Origin of the sequence: Shimia sp. R10_1 (assembly GCF_017744095.1) — a bacterium.
Classification (GTDB): domain Bacteria; phylum Pseudomonadota; class Alphaproteobacteria; order Rhodobacterales; family Rhodobacteraceae; genus Shimia.
Map to the genome: position 1 here is coordinate 47,454 of NZ_JAGHQX010000005.1, position 19,466 is coordinate 66,919.

General features: G+C 57.0%; 23 protein-coding genes and 1 riboswitch. Of the genes, 22 read left to right on the forward strand and 1 reads right to left on the reverse strand.

Going from position 1 to position 19,466, the window contains the following annotated elements; all coding sequences use genetic code 11:
- The first annotated feature begins 7 nt into the window (after positions 1 to 7).
- From J7413_RS10780 to J7413_RS10865, 18 genes are all read left to right on the forward strand, one after another.
- On the forward strand, positions 8 to 814 hold the full coding sequence (locus tag J7413_RS10780; protein WP_209098098.1) for a metal ABC transporter ATP-binding protein: 807 nt from the start codon (positions 8 to 10) through the stop codon (positions 812 to 814).
- Between the two features lie 3 nt (positions 815 to 817).
- Positions 818 to 2,023, forward strand: a complete 1,206-nt coding sequence (locus J7413_RS10785; RefSeq protein ID WP_209098099.1) for a metal ABC transporter permease — start codon at positions 818 to 820, stop codon at positions 2,021 to 2,023.
- Positions 2,020 to 2,952 carry a metal ABC transporter permease gene (locus J7413_RS10790; RefSeq protein WP_209098100.1) on the forward strand — a complete coding sequence of 311 codons (933 nt, stop codon included), beginning with the start codon at positions 2,020 to 2,022 and terminating at the stop codon, positions 2,950 to 2,952. Before J7413_RS10785 ends, J7413_RS10790 begins: the two co-directional genes overlap by 4 nt.
- 167 nt (positions 2,953 to 3,119) lie before the next feature.
- Entirely contained in the window at positions 3,120 to 3,275 is a 156-nt protein-coding gene (locus tag J7413_RS10795; protein ID WP_209098101.1) for a hemin uptake protein HemP, read from the forward strand.
- 12 nt (positions 3,276 to 3,287) lie between these two features.
- Positions 3,288 to 3,554 (forward strand): (2Fe-2S)-binding protein, encoded by a 267-nt coding sequence (locus J7413_RS10800; protein ID WP_209098102.1) that lies wholly within the window; start codon positions 3,288 to 3,290, stop codon positions 3,552 to 3,554.
- The gene (bfr, locus tag J7413_RS10805) at positions 3,529 to 4,017 is read left to right on the forward strand and encodes a bacterioferritin (RefSeq protein ID WP_209098103.1); all 489 of its coding nucleotides are present in this window, start codon (positions 3,529 to 3,531) and stop codon (positions 4,015 to 4,017) included. Before J7413_RS10800 ends, bfr begins: the two co-directional genes overlap by 26 nt.
- 88 nt (positions 4,018 to 4,105) lie before the next feature.
- Positions 4,106 to 4,213, forward strand: a riboswitch (TPP riboswitch).
- Positions 4,214 to 4,261: 48 nt separating this feature from the next.
- Positions 4,262 to 5,065, forward strand: coding sequence for a bifunctional hydroxymethylpyrimidine kinase/phosphomethylpyrimidine kinase (gene thiD, locus J7413_RS10810; RefSeq protein WP_209098104.1), 804 nt, complete (start codon positions 4,262 to 4,264; stop codon positions 5,063 to 5,065).
- Positions 5,062 to 6,039 (forward strand): FAD-dependent oxidoreductase, encoded by a 978-nt coding sequence (locus J7413_RS10815; RefSeq protein ID WP_209098105.1) that lies wholly within the window; start codon positions 5,062 to 5,064, stop codon positions 6,037 to 6,039. The genes thiD and J7413_RS10815 overlap by 4 nt, the downstream gene beginning before the upstream one ends.
- Positions 6,023 to 6,217 (forward strand): sulfur carrier protein ThiS, encoded by a 195-nt coding sequence (gene thiS, locus J7413_RS10820; protein ID WP_209098106.1) that lies wholly within the window; start codon positions 6,023 to 6,025, stop codon positions 6,215 to 6,217. The genes J7413_RS10815 and thiS overlap by 17 nt, the downstream gene beginning before the upstream one ends.
- Before the next feature lie 3 nt (positions 6,218 to 6,220).
- Positions 6,221 to 6,991, forward strand: a complete 771-nt coding sequence (locus J7413_RS10825) for a thiazole synthase (protein ID WP_209098107.1) — start codon at positions 6,221 to 6,223, stop codon at positions 6,989 to 6,991.
- The gene (locus tag J7413_RS10830) at positions 6,988 to 7,584 is read left to right on the forward strand and encodes a thiamine phosphate synthase (protein ID WP_209098108.1); all 597 of its coding nucleotides are present in this window, start codon (positions 6,988 to 6,990) and stop codon (positions 7,582 to 7,584) included. Before J7413_RS10825 ends, J7413_RS10830 begins: the two co-directional genes overlap by 4 nt.
- Positions 7,581 to 8,546, forward strand: coding sequence for a HesA/MoeB/ThiF family protein (locus J7413_RS10835; protein ID WP_209098109.1), 966 nt, complete (start codon positions 7,581 to 7,583; stop codon positions 8,544 to 8,546). The genes J7413_RS10830 and J7413_RS10835 overlap by 4 nt, the downstream gene beginning before the upstream one ends.
- A 27-nt stretch (positions 8,547 to 8,573) precedes the next feature.
- Positions 8,574 to 9,509, forward strand: a complete 936-nt coding sequence (locus tag J7413_RS10840; protein ID WP_209098482.1) for an ABC transporter substrate-binding protein — start codon at positions 8,574 to 8,576, stop codon at positions 9,507 to 9,509.
- A complete protein-coding gene (locus J7413_RS10845) occupies positions 9,506 to 10,186 on the forward strand; it encodes a TenA family protein (protein ID WP_209098110.1) in 681 nt (226 codons plus the stop codon). Before J7413_RS10840 ends, J7413_RS10845 begins: the two co-directional genes overlap by 4 nt.
- Positions 10,183 to 10,911 carry an ABC transporter ATP-binding protein gene (locus J7413_RS10850; protein ID WP_209098111.1) on the forward strand — a complete coding sequence of 243 codons (729 nt, stop codon included), beginning with the start codon at positions 10,183 to 10,185 and terminating at the stop codon, positions 10,909 to 10,911. The genes J7413_RS10845 and J7413_RS10850 overlap by 4 nt, the downstream gene beginning before the upstream one ends.
- A complete protein-coding gene (locus J7413_RS10855) occupies positions 10,908 to 11,642 on the forward strand; it encodes an ABC transporter permease (RefSeq protein WP_209098112.1) in 735 nt (244 codons plus the stop codon). The genes J7413_RS10850 and J7413_RS10855 overlap by 4 nt, the downstream gene beginning before the upstream one ends.
- Positions 11,643 to 11,883: 241 nt before the next feature.
- Positions 11,884 to 13,677 (forward strand): ATP-binding protein, encoded by a 1,794-nt coding sequence (locus J7413_RS10860; RefSeq protein WP_209098113.1) that lies wholly within the window; start codon positions 11,884 to 11,886, stop codon positions 13,675 to 13,677.
- On the forward strand, positions 13,674 to 14,765 hold the full coding sequence (locus tag J7413_RS10865) for an extracellular solute-binding protein (protein ID WP_209098114.1): 1,092 nt from the start codon (positions 13,674 to 13,676) through the stop codon (positions 14,763 to 14,765). The genes J7413_RS10860 and J7413_RS10865 overlap by 4 nt, the downstream gene beginning before the upstream one ends.
- Here J7413_RS10865 and J7413_RS10870 read toward each other — a convergent pair.
- Complete coding sequence (locus tag J7413_RS10870) at positions 14,759 to 15,523, reverse strand: CpsD/CapB family tyrosine-protein kinase (RefSeq protein WP_209098115.1); 765 nt, start codon at positions 15,521 to 15,523, stop codon at positions 14,759 to 14,761. The two genes, J7413_RS10865 and J7413_RS10870, sit on opposite strands and share 7 nt — an antisense overlap.
- Before the next feature lie 286 nt (positions 15,524 to 15,809).
- Between J7413_RS10870 and J7413_RS10875 the strand changes: the two genes are divergently transcribed.
- From J7413_RS10875 to J7413_RS10890, 4 genes are read left to right on the forward strand one after another with little or no spacing between them, the layout of a single operon-like run.
- Entirely contained in the window at positions 15,810 to 16,694 is an 885-nt protein-coding gene (locus tag J7413_RS10875; RefSeq protein WP_209098116.1) for a siderophore ABC transporter substrate-binding protein, read from the forward strand.
- 5 nt (positions 16,695 to 16,699) lie between these two features.
- Complete coding sequence (locus J7413_RS10880; RefSeq protein ID WP_348538741.1) at positions 16,700 to 17,662, forward strand: iron chelate uptake ABC transporter family permease subunit; 963 nt, start codon at positions 16,700 to 16,702, stop codon at positions 17,660 to 17,662.
- Positions 17,652 to 18,596, forward strand: a complete 945-nt coding sequence (locus J7413_RS10885) for an iron chelate uptake ABC transporter family permease subunit (RefSeq protein WP_209098117.1) — start codon at positions 17,652 to 17,654, stop codon at positions 18,594 to 18,596. The genes J7413_RS10880 and J7413_RS10885 overlap by 11 nt, the downstream gene beginning before the upstream one ends.
- Positions 18,593 to 19,345, forward strand: a complete 753-nt coding sequence (locus J7413_RS10890; RefSeq protein WP_209098118.1) for an ATP-binding cassette domain-containing protein — start codon at positions 18,593 to 18,595, stop codon at positions 19,343 to 19,345. Before J7413_RS10885 ends, J7413_RS10890 begins: the two co-directional genes overlap by 4 nt.
- Positions 19,346 to 19,466 lie beyond the last annotated feature (121 nt).

Here is a 19,466-nt window from a genome sequence, read left to right on the forward strand (position 1 = left end):
GGAAAAGATGAGCGTTTCCCTGGCAGCAAACGAGGGTGTGGCGCCCTCATCTTCCTCTGTTTCTGACAGCCCGCTGGCGATCCGTGGCATGACCGTTTCCTACGGTCAGAAACCCGTTGTGTTTTCTGTTGATATGACTGTTGCCGAAGGCGCTATGACCGCAATCATCGGGCCAAATGGCGCAGGTAAATCCACTCTGCTGAAGGCAGCGCTTGGCATTGTGTCGCCTCTTGCTGGGCGGGCGACAGTCTTTGGCAAGCCGCTGAAAGCGGCACGTCATCGCATTGCTTATGTGCCGCAACGCGCCAGCGTGGATTGGGATTTCCCAACCCGTGTGATCGACGTTGTGCTGATGGGGCTGTCCCGTGAACTGGGCTTGCTGCGCCGCATTCGCCCGTATCATATGGACAAAGCGTACGCCTGTCTGGAACGCGTCGGCATGACCGAATTCGCCGAACGCCAGATTGGACAGCTTTCCGGTGGTCAGCAACAGCGCGTGTTTCTTGCGCGCGCCTTGGCGCAAAATGCCGATCTCTATCTGCTGGACGAGCCCTTCGCGGGCGTTGATGCCGCCACTGAAAAAGCCATCATCGACGTGCTTAAGGCGCTGCGCTCTGAGGGCAAAACAGTTGTGGCTGTGCATCACGACCTGACCACTGTACCCACCTATTTTGACCGTGTGTTCCTGATCAACACGCGCAAAGTTGCCGAAGGCACTGTGGCGGAGGCCTTTACACCAGACACCCTCCACAAGACCTACGGCGGACGTTTGGCAACCGGGCAAATTGACCAGCTGGAACTCGCGGCAGGCTAACCTATGTTGCTTGATGCTCTGACTTTGCAGCTTGGCTACAACGCCACGCTGGTGACCGTGGGTGCCGCTTTGCTCGGCGTTGCGTCCGGCGTCACCGGAACCTTCCTTTATCTGCGCAAACGTGCCTTGGTCAGCGACGCGATCAGCCATGCAACGCTACCCGGTGTGGGGCTCGCCTTTATTGTGATGGTGCTGCTTGGGGGGGACGGACGGTCGTTGCCGGTCCTGCTGCTTGGGGCCGCAATGTCTTCGTGGGTTGGGCTATTGTGCGTCAATCTGTTGAGCCAGCGCACGCGGCTTTCTGAGGATGCGGCCATTGGCGCGGTGCTTTCGGTGTTTTTTGGGTTTGGCATTGTTCTGTTGACGGTCATTCAGACCATGGGAAGCGGGCGCGCGGCGGGGCTTGAAAGTTTCCTGCTGGGGGCCACAGCTGGAATGTTGTTTAACGATGCGATGGTTATTGCCATTGGTGGTGCCCTCACGCTTTTGGCGGTTGTGATCTTGCGTCGCCCAATGACCTTGCTCGCCTTTGATCCCGAATATGCAGCTGCGCGTGGTTTGAATGTGCAGCGCATGGATTTGGCGATCATGGCGCTTGCCATGGCTGTAACGGTGATTGGTTTGAAGATTGTCGGGTTGATCTTGATCGTCGCCATGCTGATCATTCCGCCGGTCACGGCCCGATTCTGGACAGACCGCACCGACCACATGACACTGATCGCTGGTGTTGCCGGCGGGGCTGCCGCGTGGATTGGAGCTAGCCTTTCGGCCATCGCGCCCGCGCTGCCCACCGGGCCGATCATCGTTTTGGTCAGTTTTGCCCTCTTTGCTCTGTCACTTCTGCTTGCGCCAAATCGTGGATTGCTTGCGGTTGGGCTTCGCCACAATCGGTTTCAGCGCCGGGTGCATCTGCGGCAGGGGCTATTGGCCTTGGCGCAAGGTCAGCCGATCTATGAGGCGTACACGCTGCGTATTTTGCGCCGCGCCGGATTGGCGCATGCCGATGGGGTGCCCACCGACACCGGGCGCGCGCGTGCCGCCAAGGCATTGTTGGATGAAAAACGCTGGGAAACCGTGCGTCAGGATCAAGCGTTTGAAAGCGCCGCTGCCCTGTATGACGGGTTGCGCGACATCGAAACCGTGCTGACCGCCGATCAGATTGCAGAGATTGACCACCGGATAGGTGGACCGAAAGAGGTGACGCCATGAGCGGTGCGGAATTTGTCCCTCTGTCCCTCACACCGATGTTGATCGGTGTGCTGTCCGCGATTGCATGCGCGCTCCCCGGCAACTTTCTTCTGCTGCGCAAACAGGCGCTGATCGGAGATGCCATCTCTCATGTGGTGTTGCCAGGCATCGTGACCGCATTTTTGCTGACAGGCGTGGTGGCTGCATTGCCGATGATGATCGGTGCGGCCGGCGCAGCTGTGGTTGCTGTGGTGATGATCGAAGCCGTCCGTCGCTTGGGCAATATCGAGCCGGGCGCCGCCATGGGGCTGACTTTCACCACGCTCTTTGCTGGTGGTGTTTTGTTGTTGGAGCAAAGCGATACATCCGGGGTTCACTTGGATGTAGAACACGCACTTTATGGCAATCTGGAAAGCTTGATCTGGCTTGACGCAACAGGCTGGGGCAGCCTGTTGGATGCAAGCGCCTTGTTGGGATTACCACCTGAACTTGGGCGTGTCGCGATCGCGTTGATCGGGGTTGCAGTGTTCCTGTGGCTGTTCTGGCGCCCGCTGGTGCTGTCCACATTCGATGAAAACTTTGCAAGAACAATGGGCGCGCCCACCACTGTGTTGGGCATCGCGCTGGTGCTTGTCTCTGCTTTGGCTGCGGTTGCAGCCTTTGATGCGGTGGGGTCGATCATTGTGATTGCCATGTTCATCTGCCCACCAGCAGCGGCGCGTCTCATGACCAATCGTCTTGAACATCAAATCGCTTGGAGCGTGGCCTTCGCCACGTTGTCTGCGGTGCTTGGCTATGTGCTGGCTGGCTATGCGCCGCTTTGGTTTGGGTTTGAATATGCAGTCAGTGCCGCGGGAATGATCGCGACGGTGTCAGGGCTTATTTTGGCCGCGGCTGCGTTTTGCGGGCCGTGCCGGTTGCGATCTGGCGCATCTACAGTCTCATTTTAATAGCTGACTGAAAAACTCTGGTTGATCTTTCTTACTATTTCAGTAAGAAAAGAGAGCTCGTGAGTACTAGGCTTGGTTCCTCTACCAAATCTGATTCTTCTGAGCTTTTGATGCCTGCAATCTGAGGGCGAAACGCGATGTCACGCGAAGACAACAAGAGTATAAATATGACCGACCGCTTTGACGCAGCTACCGCGCAGTCAACTCCAATCCATGACGCTGAGACGCTGACAAAAGGCGGTAATCTCGCGCGCATTCGCCTTGAAGACGCAGAATATACCCTGCGCATCACCCGTCAGGGAAAGCTCATTCTGACCAAGTAAAACGAGGCTGCCATGATCGTTTGTCATTGCATGAACATCTCCGATCGCGACATTCACGCCGCCATTGACTGGATGCGCGCGTCTGATCCGGCAGCCTTGATCAATCCGGGCAAGGTCTACCACGCCCTTGGTAAAGCCGCCGATTGTGGTGGCTGCATGCCTCTGTTTCTCGACACAATGCGGAATAATGATAACCTGACTGTGCCAGCGCACCTTACCGGTCTGCGCAAGCCACATACGGAGGGACGACGCATTGAAAGGCAATCCAGAAGTTATTGAATACCTAAACAAATCACTAAGACACGAGCTCACGGCGGTCAGTCAGTACTGGTTGCATTATCGTCTCCAGGAAGACTGGGGGCTGATCCATATGGCCAAAAAGAGCCGCGAGGAATCCATCGAAGAGATGGAGCACGCTGACAAGCTCATCGCGCGCATCATTTTCTTGGGTGGCCATCCAAATCTCCAGAAACTCGATCCGTTGCGCATTGGGCAGACGCCTCTGGAAACGCTTGAATGTGACCTGGCCGCAGAGGTCAGCGCGCGCGAGCTGTATTCTGAGGCGCGCAAATGCTGTCAGGAGGCCGGAGATTTTGTGTCCATGAAGCTTTTTGAAGAGCTTCTTGCCGACGAGGAAGGGCACATCGACTTCCTCGAAACACAGCTTGAACTGCATGAGCGTATCGGCGCTGAGCGCTACGCCCAGCTAAATGCTGCAACAATGGACGAGGCAGAGAGCTAAGCGCCTCGCTTTGTAAGCCAATGCGGCACTCTTGATTTGCAAGGGTGTCGTTTTGCTTTGACGTTTTCAGTGGCCTTTTGTATGCATCCGACAACCGTTGGGGTGTCCCACTTGTTGGGGCTGAGAGTCGCTTACGCGTAAACCCATCGAACCTGATCCGGGCAATTCCGGCGGAGGGAACGGTGTCAAAAAAGATAACGTTTTTGCCGTGCGGAATCCCGTTTGCGAACTGGGAGGCGCCACTGTGGCACATATCGCTTTGACTATCGCCGGCTCTGACAGCGGCGGCGGCGCAGGCATTCAGGCAGATTTGAAAGCGTTTTCCGCACTCGGCACATTTGGCGCCAGTGTGCTCACCGCTGTGACCGCACAAAATACGCAGGCCGTGACCGCCGTGCACGCCATTCCATTGGATGTGGTGCGCGCGCAAATTGATGCGGTTTTGTCTGACTTGGCTGTCAATGCGATCAAGATTGGCATGCTGGCCACGCCAGAAATCATTCACACCGTCACTGACGCGATCAAGGGGTTCACCGGTCCCGTCGTGCTGGATACCGTTATGATCGCCAAATCTGGTGATGCGCTGTTGGCAGACGAGGCGGTCTCCACACTCCGTGAGGTTCTGTTGCCCCGCGCAACTGTCATCACGCCGAACTTGCCTGAAGCGGCGCGCCTGCTGGACCAAGAGATGGCGCAGAACGATCAGGAAATGGTGGCGCAAGGTCGGGCGCTCTGTGCTTTGGGGGCGCAGGCCGTCCTGATGAAGGGGGGGCACGCCTCTGGTGACATTTGTCGCGATTTTCTGATCACATCTGAGGGGGTGGCGGCGGAATTCACTGCCCCACGTAAGAACACCCGCAACACCCATGGCACCGGGTGCACGCTGTCGTCCTCCGTGGCAGCGGGTCTTGCCAAGGGGCTAACCCTGCAGGACGCGGTCGCAGAGGCGCATAGCTACCTGCAAGGCGCAATTGCGGCAGCAGATGATCTCAACATTGGCCACGGTCACGGGCCACTGCATCACTTCCACCGGGTCTGGCCTGCATGAGCCTTTTTTCCGTCATTGGTGCAGGCGTCGCTGGGTTGGCGGTTGCCACCGAGCTTGTAGAGCGCGGGGCAGAGGTTCAGATCTTTGACCCTGCCGGGCTGCCGGGCCCGCATGGCTGTAGCTGGTGGGCCGGTGGCATGCTGGCGCCGTGGTGTGAATACGAAAACGCCGAGGAGCCGGTTCTGCGGCTGGGCAAGGAGGCAATTGACTGGTGGCGCGCGCGCACGCCTGTCACCACGTCCGGCACGCTGGTTGTGGCCAACAAACGTGATCTGCCTGACCTGCGACGGTTTGCGCGCCGCACAGAGAATTTTTCAGAAGTTGGTCGCGATAAAATTTCAGAGCTGGAGCCGGATTTGCATGGGTTTGGCCAAGGGCTGTTTTTTCAAGACGAGGCCCATCTGAACCCACGTCAGGCGCTTCAGGATCTTTATCGCGGGCTCAAAGACAAAGGTGTGACGTTTCACAATCGCATCGCCCCAACGCAGCTTGAAAACGCAATTGACTGCCGTGGTTTGTCTGCGCGCGAATATCTCTATGATCTGCGCGGGGTGAAGGGCGAAATGCTCATCATCCGCTGCCCTGATGTAGAGATCACCCGTCCTGTGCGCCTGCTGCATCCGCGCATTCCGCTTTATATCGTGCCGCGTGGCGAGGGCATCTATATGCTTGGCGCCACCATGATTGAAAGCGAAGACAGCAGCCGCATCACTGCGCGGTCCATGCTGGAAATGCTGAGTGCGGCCTATGCGCTCAACCCGGCGTTCGGCGAAGCGGAAGTGCTGGAAATTGGCGTCGATCTGCGTCCGGCCTTTCCAGACAACTTACCCCGCATTCGGCGACTTGGTCGGACGATTTATGCCAATGGGCTTTACCGTCACGGCTACCTGCTCGCGCCGGCTTTGGCGCGCGGCGTGGCCGATCTGGCGCTTCACAACACACATTCGGAGATGGTCGATGAAGATCGTGCTTAACGGAGAGCCGCGCGAGGTGGCCGCCACCACCCTTGCCGAAGCGTTGGAGGAATGCGGTTTTACCGGCCGTGTTGCCACATCGCTGAACGAAACCTTTGTGCCCGCGCTGCTGCGCGCAGGGCAAGCGCTGGCAGATGGCGACCGCATCGAAGTGGTCGCCCCGATGCAGGGGGGCTGAGGGATGAGACCGTTTTATGGCGTTGATCTGCCCAACCCGCTGATGCTGGGCACCGCGCAATATCCAAGCCCCGCCATTCTGGAGGAAGCTTTCCGCGCAAGCGGTGCTGGGGTTGCCACCGTGTCTCTGCGCCGCGAAGGCGCGGGCGGCACTGGGCAAACGTTCTGGAAAATGATTCAGGATCTGGGCGTGCATGTGCTTCCCAACACAGCGGGCTGTCACACCGTGAAAGAGGCTGTGACCACCGCCCATATGGCGCGCGAAGTGTTTGACACCAAATGGATCAAGCTAGAACTCATTGGCCACACCGACAGCTTGCAGCCGGATGTGTTCCAACTGGTCGAGGCCGCGCGCATTCTCTCCGAAGATGGCTTTGAGGTCTTTCCCTACACCACCGAAGATCTGATTGTGGGCGAGCGTCTTCTTGAGGCGGGCTGCGAGGTGCTGATGCCCTGGGGGGCGCCGATTGGCTCAGGTCGTGGATTGAACAACATCTATGCGTTGCGTGCGATGCGCGCCGAATTTCCAGAAGTGCCTCTGGTGGTGGATGCAGGCATTGGCCTGCCCTCACACGCAGCGGCAGCGATGGAGCTTGGCTTTGATGCGGTGTTGCTCAACACCGCTGTGGCCCGCGCAGGCGACCCTGTGGCCATGGCGCGCGCCATGATCGGGGCCGTAGAGGCGGGGCAGGCGGCGTTTGAAGCCGATCCAATTGAGGCACGCGATATGGCTGAAGCCTCCACGCCCGTCATTGGAAAGGCTTTTCTTTCATGACCTTGCACAAGTTCTACCCGATTTTTGATGATGTCAGCTGGCTCAAGCGGATGCTGCCGCTTGGCATCAAGCTGGTGCAGCTGCGCATCAAAGATCAAACCGAGGCGCATGTGCGCGCTCAGATCGCTGAGGGTCAGGCGCTTTGCCGCGAATACGGCGCAGTGCTGGTGATCAATGACTACTGGCAGGCGGCAATGGATCTGGGCTGTGACTGGATCCACCTTGGTCAGGAAGATCTCGATGACGCCGATTTGAAGGCGATCCGGGCGGCGGGGCTCAAATTGGGTGTCTCAACCCATGATGATGATGAGCTGGAGCGTGTTCTGGCGATGGACCCAGACTATGTGGCGCTTGGCCCGGTCTACCCAACCATTCTGAAAAAGATGAAATGGCACCAGCAGGGGCTGCCAAGGGTCACCGAATGGAAAGAACGGGTTGGCGACGTGCCACTCGTGGGTATCGGTGGCATGTCGGTGGAGCGTGCGCCAGGCGTGCTCGAAGCTGGAGCAGATATTGTTTCCGCCGTCACCGATATCACCCTGAACGATGATCCAGAGGCACGCGTGCGTCAGTGGCTGGAGGTCTGCGCGTGAGCCGCTACGCGCGCCAGATGATCTTGCCCGAAGTGGGCGAAGATGGTCAGGCAAGGCTAGCGGCTGCCCATGTGCTCGTGATTGGCGCAGGCGGGCTCGCGGCACCGGCTTTGCCGCTGCTGGCAGGTGCAGGTGTGGCGCGTATCACCATTGTCGATGGCGATCAGGTTGAGCTGTCCAATCTCCACCGACAGACGCTTTTTACGGAGTTGGATCAAAGACAAGCCAAGGCCGAAGTGGCCGCTGCCCGCTGCCGCGCAATCAACAGCGAAATTGATGTGGAGTCGGTGATTGGTAAACTCACACCTTCCAACGCGCCGCAGCTGTTGCAAAATGTCACCTTGGTGATGGACTGCGCAGACAGCTACGCGGTGAGCTATACCCTCAGCGATCTCTGTTTTGCGCGCAACATTCCCCTGATCACCGCTTCCGCATTGGGCCTGTCTGGCTATGTCGCAGGCGTCTGTGGCGGCGCGCCCTCGCTGCGTGCGATCTTCCCCGAAGCGCCGCAAAATGCGGCAAGCTGTGCCACCGCAGGCGTCATGGGGCCGGTGGTCGCCATGATGGGGGCTATGCAGGCTCAGATGGCACTGGCCTGCCTGATGGGGCAGACCCCAAGTCCGCTTGGCCAGATGGTGCAGTTTGATGCCAAAACTCTTCGCTGTGCGCCCTTTAGGTTTGAGGGCGCGCCCGAACCTGTTCAGGCTTTTGCCTTTGTGGCACCGGAAACACTTGCGCCCTCAGATACCATCGTGGAGCTGCGCAGCAGCGAGGAGGCGCCAACACCGGCGCATCCAGATGCGCTGCGCATTGCACCCGATCAATTGAAAGATCACCTGCCAGCAGCCGAGGGGCGGCTGGCACTTTGTTGCGCAACAGGGCTTCGTGCTTGGCGTGCCGCAGAGCAAACCCATGAGATTTGGCCGGGCGAGATTGTGCTCGTCGCAGCCTCAGCTTCTTAGTTGAAAGGACATAGAATGAAGCACTTGATGAAAGCCTCTGTCACGGCGTTCGCCCTGATGGCTGCCGCCCCAGCCATGGCGGCGGATAAGATGACCCTTCTGCTGGATTGGTTCATCAACCCCGACCACGGTCCGATCATTGTGGCCCAGGAGAACGGCTATTTTGCCGAGCAGGGGCTTGAGGTGGAAATCGTGCCACCTGCGGACCCATCCATGCCACCACGTCTTGTGGCGGCAGGTCAGGCCGATCTCGCTGTATCCTACCAGCCGCAGCTGCACCTGCAAATTCATGAAGGTTTGCCGTTGAAGCGCGTCGGCACTCTGGTTGCGACCCCGCTGAATTGCCTTCTGGTGATGAAAGATGGCCCGATCAAAACCCCTGCGGACCTGAAAGGCAAAAAGATCGGTTTCTCCGTGGCTGGCGTTGAAGAGGCGGTTCTGGGGGCAGTCCTGAACAAATACGGCGTTGATCTGGCAGATGTTGAACTGGTGAACGTGAACTTCTCGCTTGGGCCATCAGTCATGTCGGGTCAGGTCTCTGCGGTGATTGGCGCTTATCGTAACTTTGAACTCAATCAGATGGACATTGAAGGCGCGCCGGGCACCTGTTTTTACATCGAGGAAGAGGGCGTGCCGTCTTATGACGAGCTGATTTACGTTGCCAATCCTGACACCATGGATGCCGACAAAGTGGCGCGGTTCCTTGCGGCGACTGAAAAGGCCACGCAATACATCGTGAACAACCCCGACAAGAGCTGGGAAATCTTCTCCAGCACCTCTGTGGAACTTCAGGATGAGCTGAACGTGCGCGCATGGGCGGACACATTGACCCGTTTCGCTCTGCGCCCAGCTGGTTTTGACGCTGGCCGCTATGCACGTTTTGAGCAGTTTCTGCATGACAGCGGTATGATCGACAGCATCAACCCAGTTGATGCGATCACCATTGATGTGACTGCAGAATGAGTGCGCCAGATTATGGCCGTGCCTTCGCGCTATTGCGCGCGGAGGCGGGCGACGCATGGGGGGCTTACACCCGCCACGCGTTTGTCGAAGGTCTGAAAGACGGCACGCTGTCGCGCGAGTCCTTTCTGCATTACCTGCGTCAGGATTATGTCTTCCTGATTCACTTCTCCCGCGCTTGGGCGTTGGCGGTGGTGAAATCGGAAACCCACGAGGAAATGCTCGCCGCTGTGGCCACGGTGAATGCGCTGGTCGCGGAAGAGATGCAGCTCCATGTGGGCATCTGCGAGGCCGCAGGCATCCCACAAGAAGAGCTTTTTGCGACCCCGGAACGTGCCGAAAACCTCGCCTACACCCGCTTTGTGCTGGAGGCAGGCTACTCCGGTGATCTGCTTGATCTGCTAGCGGCGCTTGCGCCCTGTGTGCTCGGCTATGGTGAAATCGGTGCGCGTCTGGGTCGGGAGAAATCTTCAGAGACCTACGCAGACTGGATCGCCACCTATGCCGGCGAAGGCTTCCAGGGCGATTGCGCGGCTGTTGGGCAGTTGCTTGATAGCGCGCTTGAACGTCGCTTGGGCAAAGACTTTGACAAGAGCCCTCGTTTCGCAACGCTGTGTGAGAAATTTCGCAAAGCCACAGAGCTTGAAGTCAGCTTCTGGCAGATGGGCATGACACCATGATATCAGCGCCCGGCATCCTCTTTGAAGGAGAGGCGACCATTGAGGGGCGCAGGCTTTTTGCGCCCTTGTCTCTGACGCTGGATGCCGGGCGCTGGACCTGCTTGCTGGGTGGGTCTGGCGTCGGCAAAACAACGGTTTTGCGACTGCTGGCTGATTTGCCAACAGGCGCTGATTTTGTCGGCAGCATCACCGCCACAGATGGCACAAATGTCGCCGACCAGATTGCATATATGGCGCAGGATGACCTTTTGCTCCCATGGGCCACGGTCGAAAAAAACATTGTACTAGGCGCTCGCCTGCGCGGTCAGAGAGCAGATGAGGCCAGATTGGCCCGTCTTCTGGATCGCTGTGGGTTGCGCGAACATCTGGGCAAACGCCCCAGCGCGCTTTCTGGCGGTCAACGTCAGCGCGTGGCGCTGGCGCGCACCCTGATGGAAGACAAACCAATCATCCTCTTGGACGAGCCGTTTTCGGCGCTGGATGCGCAGACACGCGCGTCGATGCAGGATCTGGCTGTGGAATTGTTGGCGGGACGTACCGTATTGATGGTGACCCACGATCCCGGAGAGGCTGCGCGGTTGGGCCATGCGATTCACGTCATGACGTCAGAAGGGCTGACCTCGGTCCTCCCCCCCGATATCGCCGTGCCCCGCGCGGTTGACGCCATTGAAACGCTGACCTGCCAGTCAGATTTGTTGCGCTTACTGATGGGGCAAGCCGCATGAAGATATTCCCGGCGCTTGCCGCAACAGTCTTTGCCGTAGCGATTTGGCAGCTGATCGTTTCGATCACCGATTTGCCGCGTTTCATCTTGCCTGGACCTCTGCTGGTGGCTGAAACCTGGTGGACCAATCTTGCCGTGATTGCGGAGCATACTTTGGTGACTGCGCAGGAAGTGCTGATCGGTCTCGCCATTGGCACGGCGCTGGGCATCGTGACCGCACTTCACCTAGCGACGTCCAAAACCGCCCGCATGTTGGTGCAACCGATCCTTGTGTTTACGCAAGCGCTGCCGGTGTTTGCGCTTGCTCCAATCCTGACACTCTGGCTTGGCTATGGCCTGTGGTCCAAAGTCGCCATGGCGGTTCTGATCATTTATTTCCCGGTGACGTCTGCGTTTTTTGACGGTTTGATGCGCACGCCATCGGGCTACCTTGATCTTGCAAAAACCATGCAAGCCAGCCCGTTTCGCGTGCTGTGGCTGATCCGCGTGCCCGCTGCGCTGCCGTCATTGGGCGCAGGTGTGCGGCTGGCCGCGGTTTATGCACCGATTGGCGCAGTCATCGGTGAATGGGTGGGGGCATCCAAAGGACTTGGATACCTGATGCTGCTTGCCAATGGCCGCGCCAAAACCGATCTGATGTTTGCGGCGATGCTCACGCTTGGTGTGTTGTCGGTGTTTCTCTACCTCATGGTTGCAAAACTCACCCGCCTGCTGGGGGACCGAGAAAGTTAGGCCTTGATATGTGGATTTCCCAAACGTTGCTTGATTTTGCGCCTGACACATTGGGCGCAGATCCCAGAATGTAAAAATCAGTCTGAAAATATGCTTTTGGATTATTGGTTAAGGGTTCTTTAACCACTCAGTGCCACTCACAAGGCAGTGAACAAAACAACTTATTGCTGATCCAAACATGGCTCGACTGCGCACGACAAAGCGAATTTTGCGCCTACGAAGTGGGGTTGCGCTGAGCATTTTGCTGGTCGCATCCATTGCAGCCATGTGGATCGTGTTGGCCGGCCGCGAGGCGGTTGCAACCCAAACGCGCAATACGACCTGTATTGATACGATCCTTTTGTCTTTGTCTGAAATGGCAATCGCGCTGCATCAGATTGAGGATGCGGACAACGTCTATCGCGTTAGCGCGTTCGAAAGCCAAATCCGGCAGGCGGTGGTTGCGGCCGACGAAGCCCACACCGCGCTATCTGACGAAAAAGGGGTGAACGCGTTCTCTCCTGCGGCCCAGGATATTCTGCGGCAGGCAACGTTCAACCCGCTGCAGGAACTTTCTGAAGTCATCTCCTTGGCGGAAATCGTGGTCGATCCGGCTGAAGTCGACGAAGCAACTCACACAGCGGCCAATCTTGCATCAGACTTGGCATACCGATTGATGCCATTCTTTGATCGCATCCGGCAATATGAACTGGAAGCGGCGGAGGTGATTGCAGATCGCCAAGTCATTTATGGCGCGGCCGCGTTGCTGGTGTCTCTCTGTGGGGTGGTGTTTGCCGCCCTTTTTGCGCACCTCCCCATGGAACAATATGTGTTGAACGCCCAGCGCGATATTGAACGCAGTCAGCGGGCCGCCGAAGCTGCTTCTGAGGCAAAAACGATGTTTCTGGCGACAATGAGCCACGAGATCCGAACGCCGTTGAACGGTGTGTTGGGATTGGCAGATGTGTTATCCGACACCAAGCTGGATCCCGACCAACGGCGCATGCTGGGGATGATTTCGAGCAGCGGCAACAACCTGTTGCAGATGATCAATGACATCTTAGACCTTGCAAAACTTGAGGCCGGCAAAACCTCTCTTGAGTTTGTAGATTTTGATCTGGAAATGGTATGTCGGGAGACAACAGAACTTTTTTCCGGTCAGGCAGTGCGCCGGAACGTGCGTTTGAACGTGGAGTCGGCACATTCAGAGGCTGGGTGGTACCTGCACGGAGCTCAAGGAGCCGTTCGGCAAATTTTGAGCAATCTGGTAGGCAATGCGGTCAAGTTTACGGAAAACGGGACTGTTTCTGTCCGACTTGAAGATGTGCCGGGACCGGAAGGCGCACCAAGATTTGTGCGTCTGTCCGTAAGAGATGAGGGTATTGGCATTTCTCCGGATTCTCTGAAACGCATTTTTGATCAGTTTGAACAGGCAGATGCCTCCACAACAACCCGGTTTGGGGGCACAGGGCTTGGGTTGGCCATTGTGAAGCACTTGACGGAAACGATGAATGGTCACGTGCAAGTGAGCAGCGTTGTGGATGAAGGGTCTGAGTTTTCCTTGGTCTTCCCCGTTGCAAAAGCCTTGGCGCGCAAACAGGCGTCCAAAACGCAATTTACCAGCACATTTGATAAACGTGTGCTTGTGGCCGATGATAACAAAGTCAATCAAATGGTGGCACAAAAGCTGCTGCAGAAACTTGGGTGCGATGTGCAACTTGCAAGCAACGGGCTTGAGGCTGTGAACAAGGCGAGATCGTGGGCCCCCGACCTGATCTTGATGGATGTGCGCATGCCCGTCATGGATGGTTTGCAGGCCACACGTGCCATCCGCATGGATGCATCCATACCCGGCTCCGCTACTCTGCCAATCGTTGGGCTCTCAGCAAACACACGAGGCGAACATGAGGAGGCAATAGCCTCCGTAGGAATGAGTGGGTATTTGCACAAACCAATCAATCGCGAAGCCCTTGTGGCAGAGTTGATGCGGCATTGGACAACAGAAGATGCAGACGGCTTAGATCCGAATGATCTGCCTAGCGGCTTAAGCGCGTGAGATTTTTAGGGATACGCTGGGCCTCGCTGCTGATAGTTGGCCTATTGCTGCCTTTGCCAGCACTGTCAGAGGATGTGCCTGCAACGCTTTATTCTTGGCGCGGCAGCGTCCCGCAGGATGTTTTTGACAGATATACTGAGGTCTATGGAGAGGATCTGATTGTAGACAGCTTCATGGCTGCCGATGAAGCCGAAGCCCGTCTTGCGCTTAAAGACGCGCCTTACGACTTGGCGGTTTTGCCGATTGAAGTCGTTCCGCGATTGTTGGCGAACAACACACTTCAGCCTGTGAAGACCCAAGTTGCGGCGCTGAAGGATGTCGCCCCGACACTTCATTTGGATGTGTTCGACGCACTGCTGCCCGATGTGTCCGATTATGTTGTGCCCTATCTTTGGGGATCGACAGGGATGATCATTGATGTGCCAGCAGTGCGTGCACGCCTTCCGAATGCGCCGCTAGACAGTTGGTCGTTGCTGTTTGACTCAAAGAACGCGGAGGCGCTCGCCGATTGTGGCATCTCGATTGTAAACTCCTCGCAAGAGGTTCTTGCGCTGACATTGAGTTATCTGGGCAAAGATCCCAATCGGTTTTCAGAGGAAGCTTTGGATGCGGCTTTCGGGACCCTTTCGCAAGTTATGCCCTATGTCAGCAGCATCAGTGATCTGCACTACAGCAAACTCAGGAACGGCGAAGTCTGTATCGCCCTTGTTTGGAGTGTGCCTGGGGTGGCGCCAAAAATAGAGGGCTTTGGGGAGCAATACACCTATGTGCTCCCCAAAGAGGGGGCAATCATGTGGTCCAACGTGCTGGTCGCTCCTCGGAAAAGAGAGCCATCCGCCCATCTCCAACAGCTGTTGTCGTTCGTTTTGTCAGAAGAGGTCTTTGAACGCCTGGCCGCGCATTCCTTTGCGTCGATGTCGCCTTTCGGCGAAGACGTCGCGCTGTCGCCGATGCAACACATGCTGAAGGCGGAAATTTTCCCAACCAATCAAATGCAGAGACTCTTTATGCTAGAGCCGCTCACCGGAGCGCAGAAACACGATCTCGACACAAGATGGCGGCGGCTGCAGATCGGTCGATATCAGTAAGCGGTGGGCCCTTCGGCTTTGTTCAGAAGGACGCCGAGTATTGGTTTGACGCCAGAAAAGATCCGTTCGACCTTCTCCAACTCCTCGGCCGTTGACACACCGCCGCCTGCCACCAACAGGACCGCGTCCACATTGGGCAAAAAGCCGAGAACATCGTCAAACTCCAAGGCCGGCGGCATATCAAACAGCATCACATCGGCGCAGAGCGTCTCTTCCAGCTCTTCCAACACAGAGGTGATCATTTCTGTTTGAAACAATTCCGCAGAGTTGTCTTCCGGGCGATCGTTCAGCGCCAAAGCCAGATTGGGTGCAGCTTTCACCAGAAAGTTCTCAGGTGCGATCACGCCGCTTAAATAGTCCGCCATTGTGTCGTGGGCGGTCAGCCCCAGTGTTTTGTCCAGACTGGGGGCGCGGAGGTCTAAATCCAGCAAAACGGTCCGCACCGAGTTCAGACGTGCCAAGGCGAATGCCAGATTGGCGGAGACAAAACTGCTTCCGCAACCACGCGTCGGCGCCGTGACCGCCACGCGACTCCAGCCATGTTCGTTGAGTGCCTGCAGCATGCGTGTGCGCAGCATGTCAAATGCGGCATGGGCCGGGTGGCTGCGTGATGCACTGATGATATGGTTTTGCGCCAAAACAGCATCGTCCACCGCGGCCACGCTGAGGTTGTTCCAGAACACCTCTGGATCCTGTAATGCAGGCAGGCTGTCCGCGGGCTCACAGTCCGCTTCGATTTTGGTGTGCTCGTGTTTCATGGCGCAATTGTACCGTCTGTTTGGCAAAGAATTTATCAATCCAAACCGGTCAAAAGAAAGGCGGCATTGCGGAGATTGGGCGTCTCTTTCGCATAGGATCTACCTGAAAGGCTCTGTGCAGCCTTTATTGGTCTGAGATTTGTCGCCATGTCACTTCTTCCCGCGGGAGATATCGGTTCCTTATGGTTTTAGTCTGATACACTGGACATGGACCTCAAGCATAGATAATCAAACACAAACTGCCCAGCCAATCAAAGCCAAGCAGCGTAGATATCGGGAGTATCACATGTTGCGAGCATTTGTTGCGGCTCTGGCTTTGTCTGCCTCTGTCGTTCAGGCAGCAGAGATTGAAACAGCGGGCGGGAAAGTCACGGTTGAGAACGTACCAGCGAAGATCGCTGTGTTTGATATCGCCGCGATTGATACGCTCACCGCCTTGGAGGTGCCGGTTGCCGGTGCGCCGGAGAAGCTTTTCGTAGATTACCTCTCTGAGGTTAGCGCATCCGCTGAAACCATTGGCAATATCTTTGAGCCAGACTTTGAAGCGGTCAATGCGCTGCAACCTGATCTTATCATTGTTGGCGGCCGCTCCTCCAGTCAGGGGCAGGCGCTGACGGATTTTGGCCAAGTCATTGACATGACCATCTGGAAAGACACGGTCGGCGAAGGTCTGGCCCGCTTGGAGGCCTATGGCGAACTCTACGGCAAACAAGAGGAAGCGGCGGCGCTGAAAGCGGATTTCGAGGCGAAACTGGCAGCCACAAAAGCGGCTGTTGCGGATCAAGGCACCGCGCTTGTGCTGTTGACCAATGGGCCTAAGGTTTCCGCTTATGGATCTGCCGGTCGTTTTGGTTGGATCCACAAAGCGCTGGGACTTCCCGAAGCGGTGGCAGACGTCGAACAGGCCACACATGGTGAAGCGGTTTCTTTCGAGTTTATCAAAGACGCCAACCCGGACATCCTGATTGTGATTGACCGTCTGGCCGCCATTGGGCGCCCGGGCGATGCGGCCGCCGCAACGCTGGACAACGCGCTGGTTGCACAGACCAACGCCTGGAAGAACGGCAAAGTGATCTATCTGAATGCCGCGGACGTCTATGTTGCAGGCGGCGGCATTCAATCGATGAACCGCACATTGGATCTTTTCCTGAATGCGATGAACGCCGGATAAGCCCTGTGAACAATCGCGCAGCAATAGCCGGGGCAGCGGCTGGAACATTTGTTCTGGCCGCTGTTTCGTTGTTTGTGGGGGTGATTGATCTCACCCCGCTGGATGTGCTGCGCGATCCGTCTGCACTGACTTTGCTTATCGACAGCCGGTTTCCCCGCACCGCAGCGCCGCTGATTGCGGGTGCAAGCCTGTCCATCTGCGGATTGATTTTGCAAATGCTGGTGCGCAACCGATTTGTGGAACCGATGACGGTTGGGACAGGTCAGGGCGCGGCGCTGGGCATTCTGCTGGTCACAGTATTTGCGCCAACCCTATCGATCTTTCTAAAGATGGTTCTGGCGTCCTCCACAGCTTTGCTTGCCAGTCTTGGCTTTCTTCTGATCGCACGTCGTCTGCCGCCAACACAGCCCCTGCTCGTGCCGCTGGTGGGCATGGTTTATGGCGGTATTCTGGGCGCAGCGGTCACGTTTTTTGCCTATCAGGCGGATATGCTGCAATTCATTGAGACCTGGCTCAGCGGGGATTTCTCCGGCGTGATGCGGGGGCGCTATGAGCTCTTGTGGATCGGCGCAATGGCGGCAGGTCTGACCTATTTGATTGCCGACCAGATCGCGATTGTCGGTCTGGGGCGAGATGCCAGCATCAACCTCGGTTTGAACTACAATCAAGTGATGATCCTCGGGCTTCTGGTGATCTCGATTGTGTCGGCGCTTACGGTTGTCACGGTTGGGGCCATCCCCTTTGTGGGCCTGATCGTGCCCAATATTGTCAGCCGCTGGTTCGGCGACAATCTGCGCGCCACCCTGCCAGTGACCGCTCTGGCGGGCGGCGCATTGGTGCTGTTGTCCGATATTTTGGGGCGCGTGCTGCGCTATCCGTTTGAAATTCCGGTTGGCACGATCTTGGGTGTGCTTGGTGCCTTTGCCTTCCTGTGGCTGCTCTACCGTGGGCCAAAGCATGCGCACTAAAGCCATCTGGATATCCGCCGCGCTTCTGCTGGTCTGTGCCGTGTTGTTCATGACACTGGAGACGCGCGGCAGCTGGGAGTTCGTTCTGTGGTTCCGCGGGCGCAAACTTGTCGCGCTGTTGCTCGTCGGCGCCGCGATTTCCACGTCAACGCTGCTGTTTCAAACCATTGCCCGCAATAATCTGCTGACGCCTTCTATCATGGGCTTTGATGCGCTCTATACGTTGATACTGACGCTGTCCGTGTTCTTTCTTGGCAGTGTTGGCTTCAATCAGTTGCCGCCCGAAGTGGTGTTCCTTGTCACTGTGGTGGTGTTGATCGCCGCTGCGCTGGCGCTGTTTGGGACGTTGCTTGGCCAACACAGGGCCGATCTGATGCGCATGGTTCTGACAGGGATCATCTTTGGCGTGCTCTTCCGCTCGCTCACAGCTTTTGGCGTCCGTATGATTGATCCCAATGAGTTCGTGACCATTCAGGTCAAAAGCTACGCGCGCTTCAACTACATTGATGTGAACCTGCTATGGATGAGCCTTGTTCTGTCAGTCGCGGCTATGGCGTGGTGTTGGCACCTCCGTCGCCGGTTGGATGTGCTGGCGCTTGGGTTTGACATTGCCACCAGCCTCGGGGAGGCGGTCAGCAAACGTCAAACGCAGATCCTCATCCTGATCGCGCTCTTGGTGGCGGTCTCTACGGCACTGGTTGGCCCGGTGGCCTTTCTTGGGCTGTTGGTTGTCAGCCTTGCGCGGCTTGTGGCCCCCAACGAACGCCATGCCACCTTGATCCCTCTGGCCGCGCTGATTGCAGGCATCGTTTTGGTCGGAGGCCAGACCCTGCTCGAACGCGTGTTCGATCTGGCCACGCCGCTCTCTGTTGTGGTCGACTTTGTCGGCGGCTTTGTTTTCCTTGTGCTCTTGCTGCGAAAGGCGCGGACATGATCTCCATTGAGAACCTCAGTTATGAAGTCGGCACCGCACGCATATTGCAGGACGTCACTGTGACCTTGCCCAAAGGCGGGATGACAGCGCTGATTGGGCCCAATGGTGCCGGCAAATCCACCTTGCTGTCGCATGTCGCTCGTCTGTTGCCAATTCAGACGGGAAAGATCTCTGTGGATGATCTGGAAGTCGGTAACTGTGACAGCTCCGCTCTGGCGCGGCGTCTTGCGATCCTTCCGCAGCAGGTGCACTTCGCCACCCGTCTGACCGTGCGTGATATGGTCGCCTTCGGCCGATACCCTCACAGTCAGGGTCGTCTTCGGTCTGAGGATCACAACAAAGTCGCGGAAGCTCTAGAGGCTTTTGGTCTGACACCGTTGCAAAACCGCTTCTTGGATACGCTTTCCGGTGGCCAGCGCCACAAGGCGCATGTGGCCATGACCTATGCGCAGGATACCGACTACCTGCTTCTGGATGAGCCGCTCAACAATCTGGATATCTCAGCGGCCCGCGCGCTCATGGCTTTGTTGCGTGATCTTGCAGACAACAGTGGCAAAACGATCGTGATTGTGGTGCATGATATCAACTTTGCAGCCCAATATGCGGACCATCTGGTTGTGATGAAACAAGGTCAAATCGCGTGTGAAGGCAAACCGGTAGACTTGGTCACAAAGGCGTTGTTGACGGATGTGTTTGATACAGATGCCCACGTTGCGCTGATCGAAGGAAAGCCATTTGTCATGCCATAGGGAAACTGGCATAGAAGGCCAGCGATCCGCGCATGTTCACCGCTTTGCGCGAGCCCTCATTGCGATTCGGCTGTTTTTCCTGACGGAATATCTATCCAGGGTAGTGAGCGCCTCCGATTTT

Excerpts from the sequence above, each read along its gene's own strand:
- J7413_RS10800 (WP_209098102.1), top strand. The coding sequence starts at position 3,288 with ATGATCGTTTGTCATTGCATGAACATCTCCGATCGCGACATTCACGCC.
- J7413_RS10890 (WP_209098118.1), top strand. The coding sequence starts at position 18,593 with ATGATCTCCATTGAGAACCTCAGTTATGAAGTCGGCACCGCACGCATA.
- J7413_RS10850 (WP_209098111.1), top strand. The coding sequence starts at position 10,183 with ATGATATCAGCGCCCGGCATCCTCTTTGAAGGAGAGGCGACCATTGAG.
- J7413_RS10875 (WP_209098116.1), top strand. The coding sequence starts at position 15,810 with ATGTTGCGAGCATTTGTTGCGGCTCTGGCTTTGTCTGCCTCTGTCGTT.
- J7413_RS10855 (WP_209098112.1), top strand. The coding sequence starts at position 10,908 with ATGAAGATATTCCCGGCGCTTGCCGCAACAGTCTTTGCCGTAGCGATT.
- J7413_RS10825 (WP_209098107.1), top strand. The coding sequence starts at position 6,221 with ATGAGACCGTTTTATGGCGTTGATCTGCCCAACCCGCTGATGCTGGGC.
- J7413_RS10815 (WP_209098105.1), top strand. The coding sequence starts at position 5,062 with ATGAGCCTTTTTTCCGTCATTGGTGCAGGCGTCGCTGGGTTGGCGGTT.
- J7413_RS10790 (WP_209098100.1), top strand. The coding sequence starts at position 2,020 with ATGAGCGGTGCGGAATTTGTCCCTCTGTCCCTCACACCGATGTTGATC.
- J7413_RS10780 (WP_209098098.1), top strand. The coding sequence starts at position 8 with ATGAGCGTTTCCCTGGCAGCAAACGAGGGTGTGGCGCCCTCATCTTCC.
- J7413_RS10840 (WP_209098482.1), top strand. The coding sequence starts at position 8,574 with ATGAAAGCCTCTGTCACGGCGTTCGCCCTGATGGCTGCCGCCCCAGCC.
- thiS (WP_209098106.1), top strand. The coding sequence starts at position 6,023 with ATGAAGATCGTGCTTAACGGAGAGCCGCGCGAGGTGGCCGCCACCACC.
- J7413_RS10845 (WP_209098110.1), top strand. The coding sequence starts at position 9,506 with ATGAGTGCGCCAGATTATGGCCGTGCCTTCGCGCTATTGCGCGCGGAG.
- J7413_RS10795 (WP_209098101.1), top strand. The coding sequence starts at position 3,120 with ATGACCGACCGCTTTGACGCAGCTACCGCGCAGTCAACTCCAATCCAT.
- J7413_RS10885 (WP_209098117.1), top strand. The coding sequence starts at position 17,652 with ATGCGCACTAAAGCCATCTGGATATCCGCCGCGCTTCTGCTGGTCTGT.
- J7413_RS10870 (WP_209098115.1), bottom strand. The coding sequence starts at position 15,523 with ATGAAACACGAGCACACCAAAATCGAAGCGGACTGTGAGCCCGCGGAC.
- J7413_RS10830 (WP_209098108.1), top strand. The coding sequence starts at position 6,988 with ATGACCTTGCACAAGTTCTACCCGATTTTTGATGATGTCAGCTGGCTC.
- J7413_RS10785 (WP_209098099.1), top strand. The coding sequence starts at position 818 with ATGTTGCTTGATGCTCTGACTTTGCAGCTTGGCTACAACGCCACGCTG.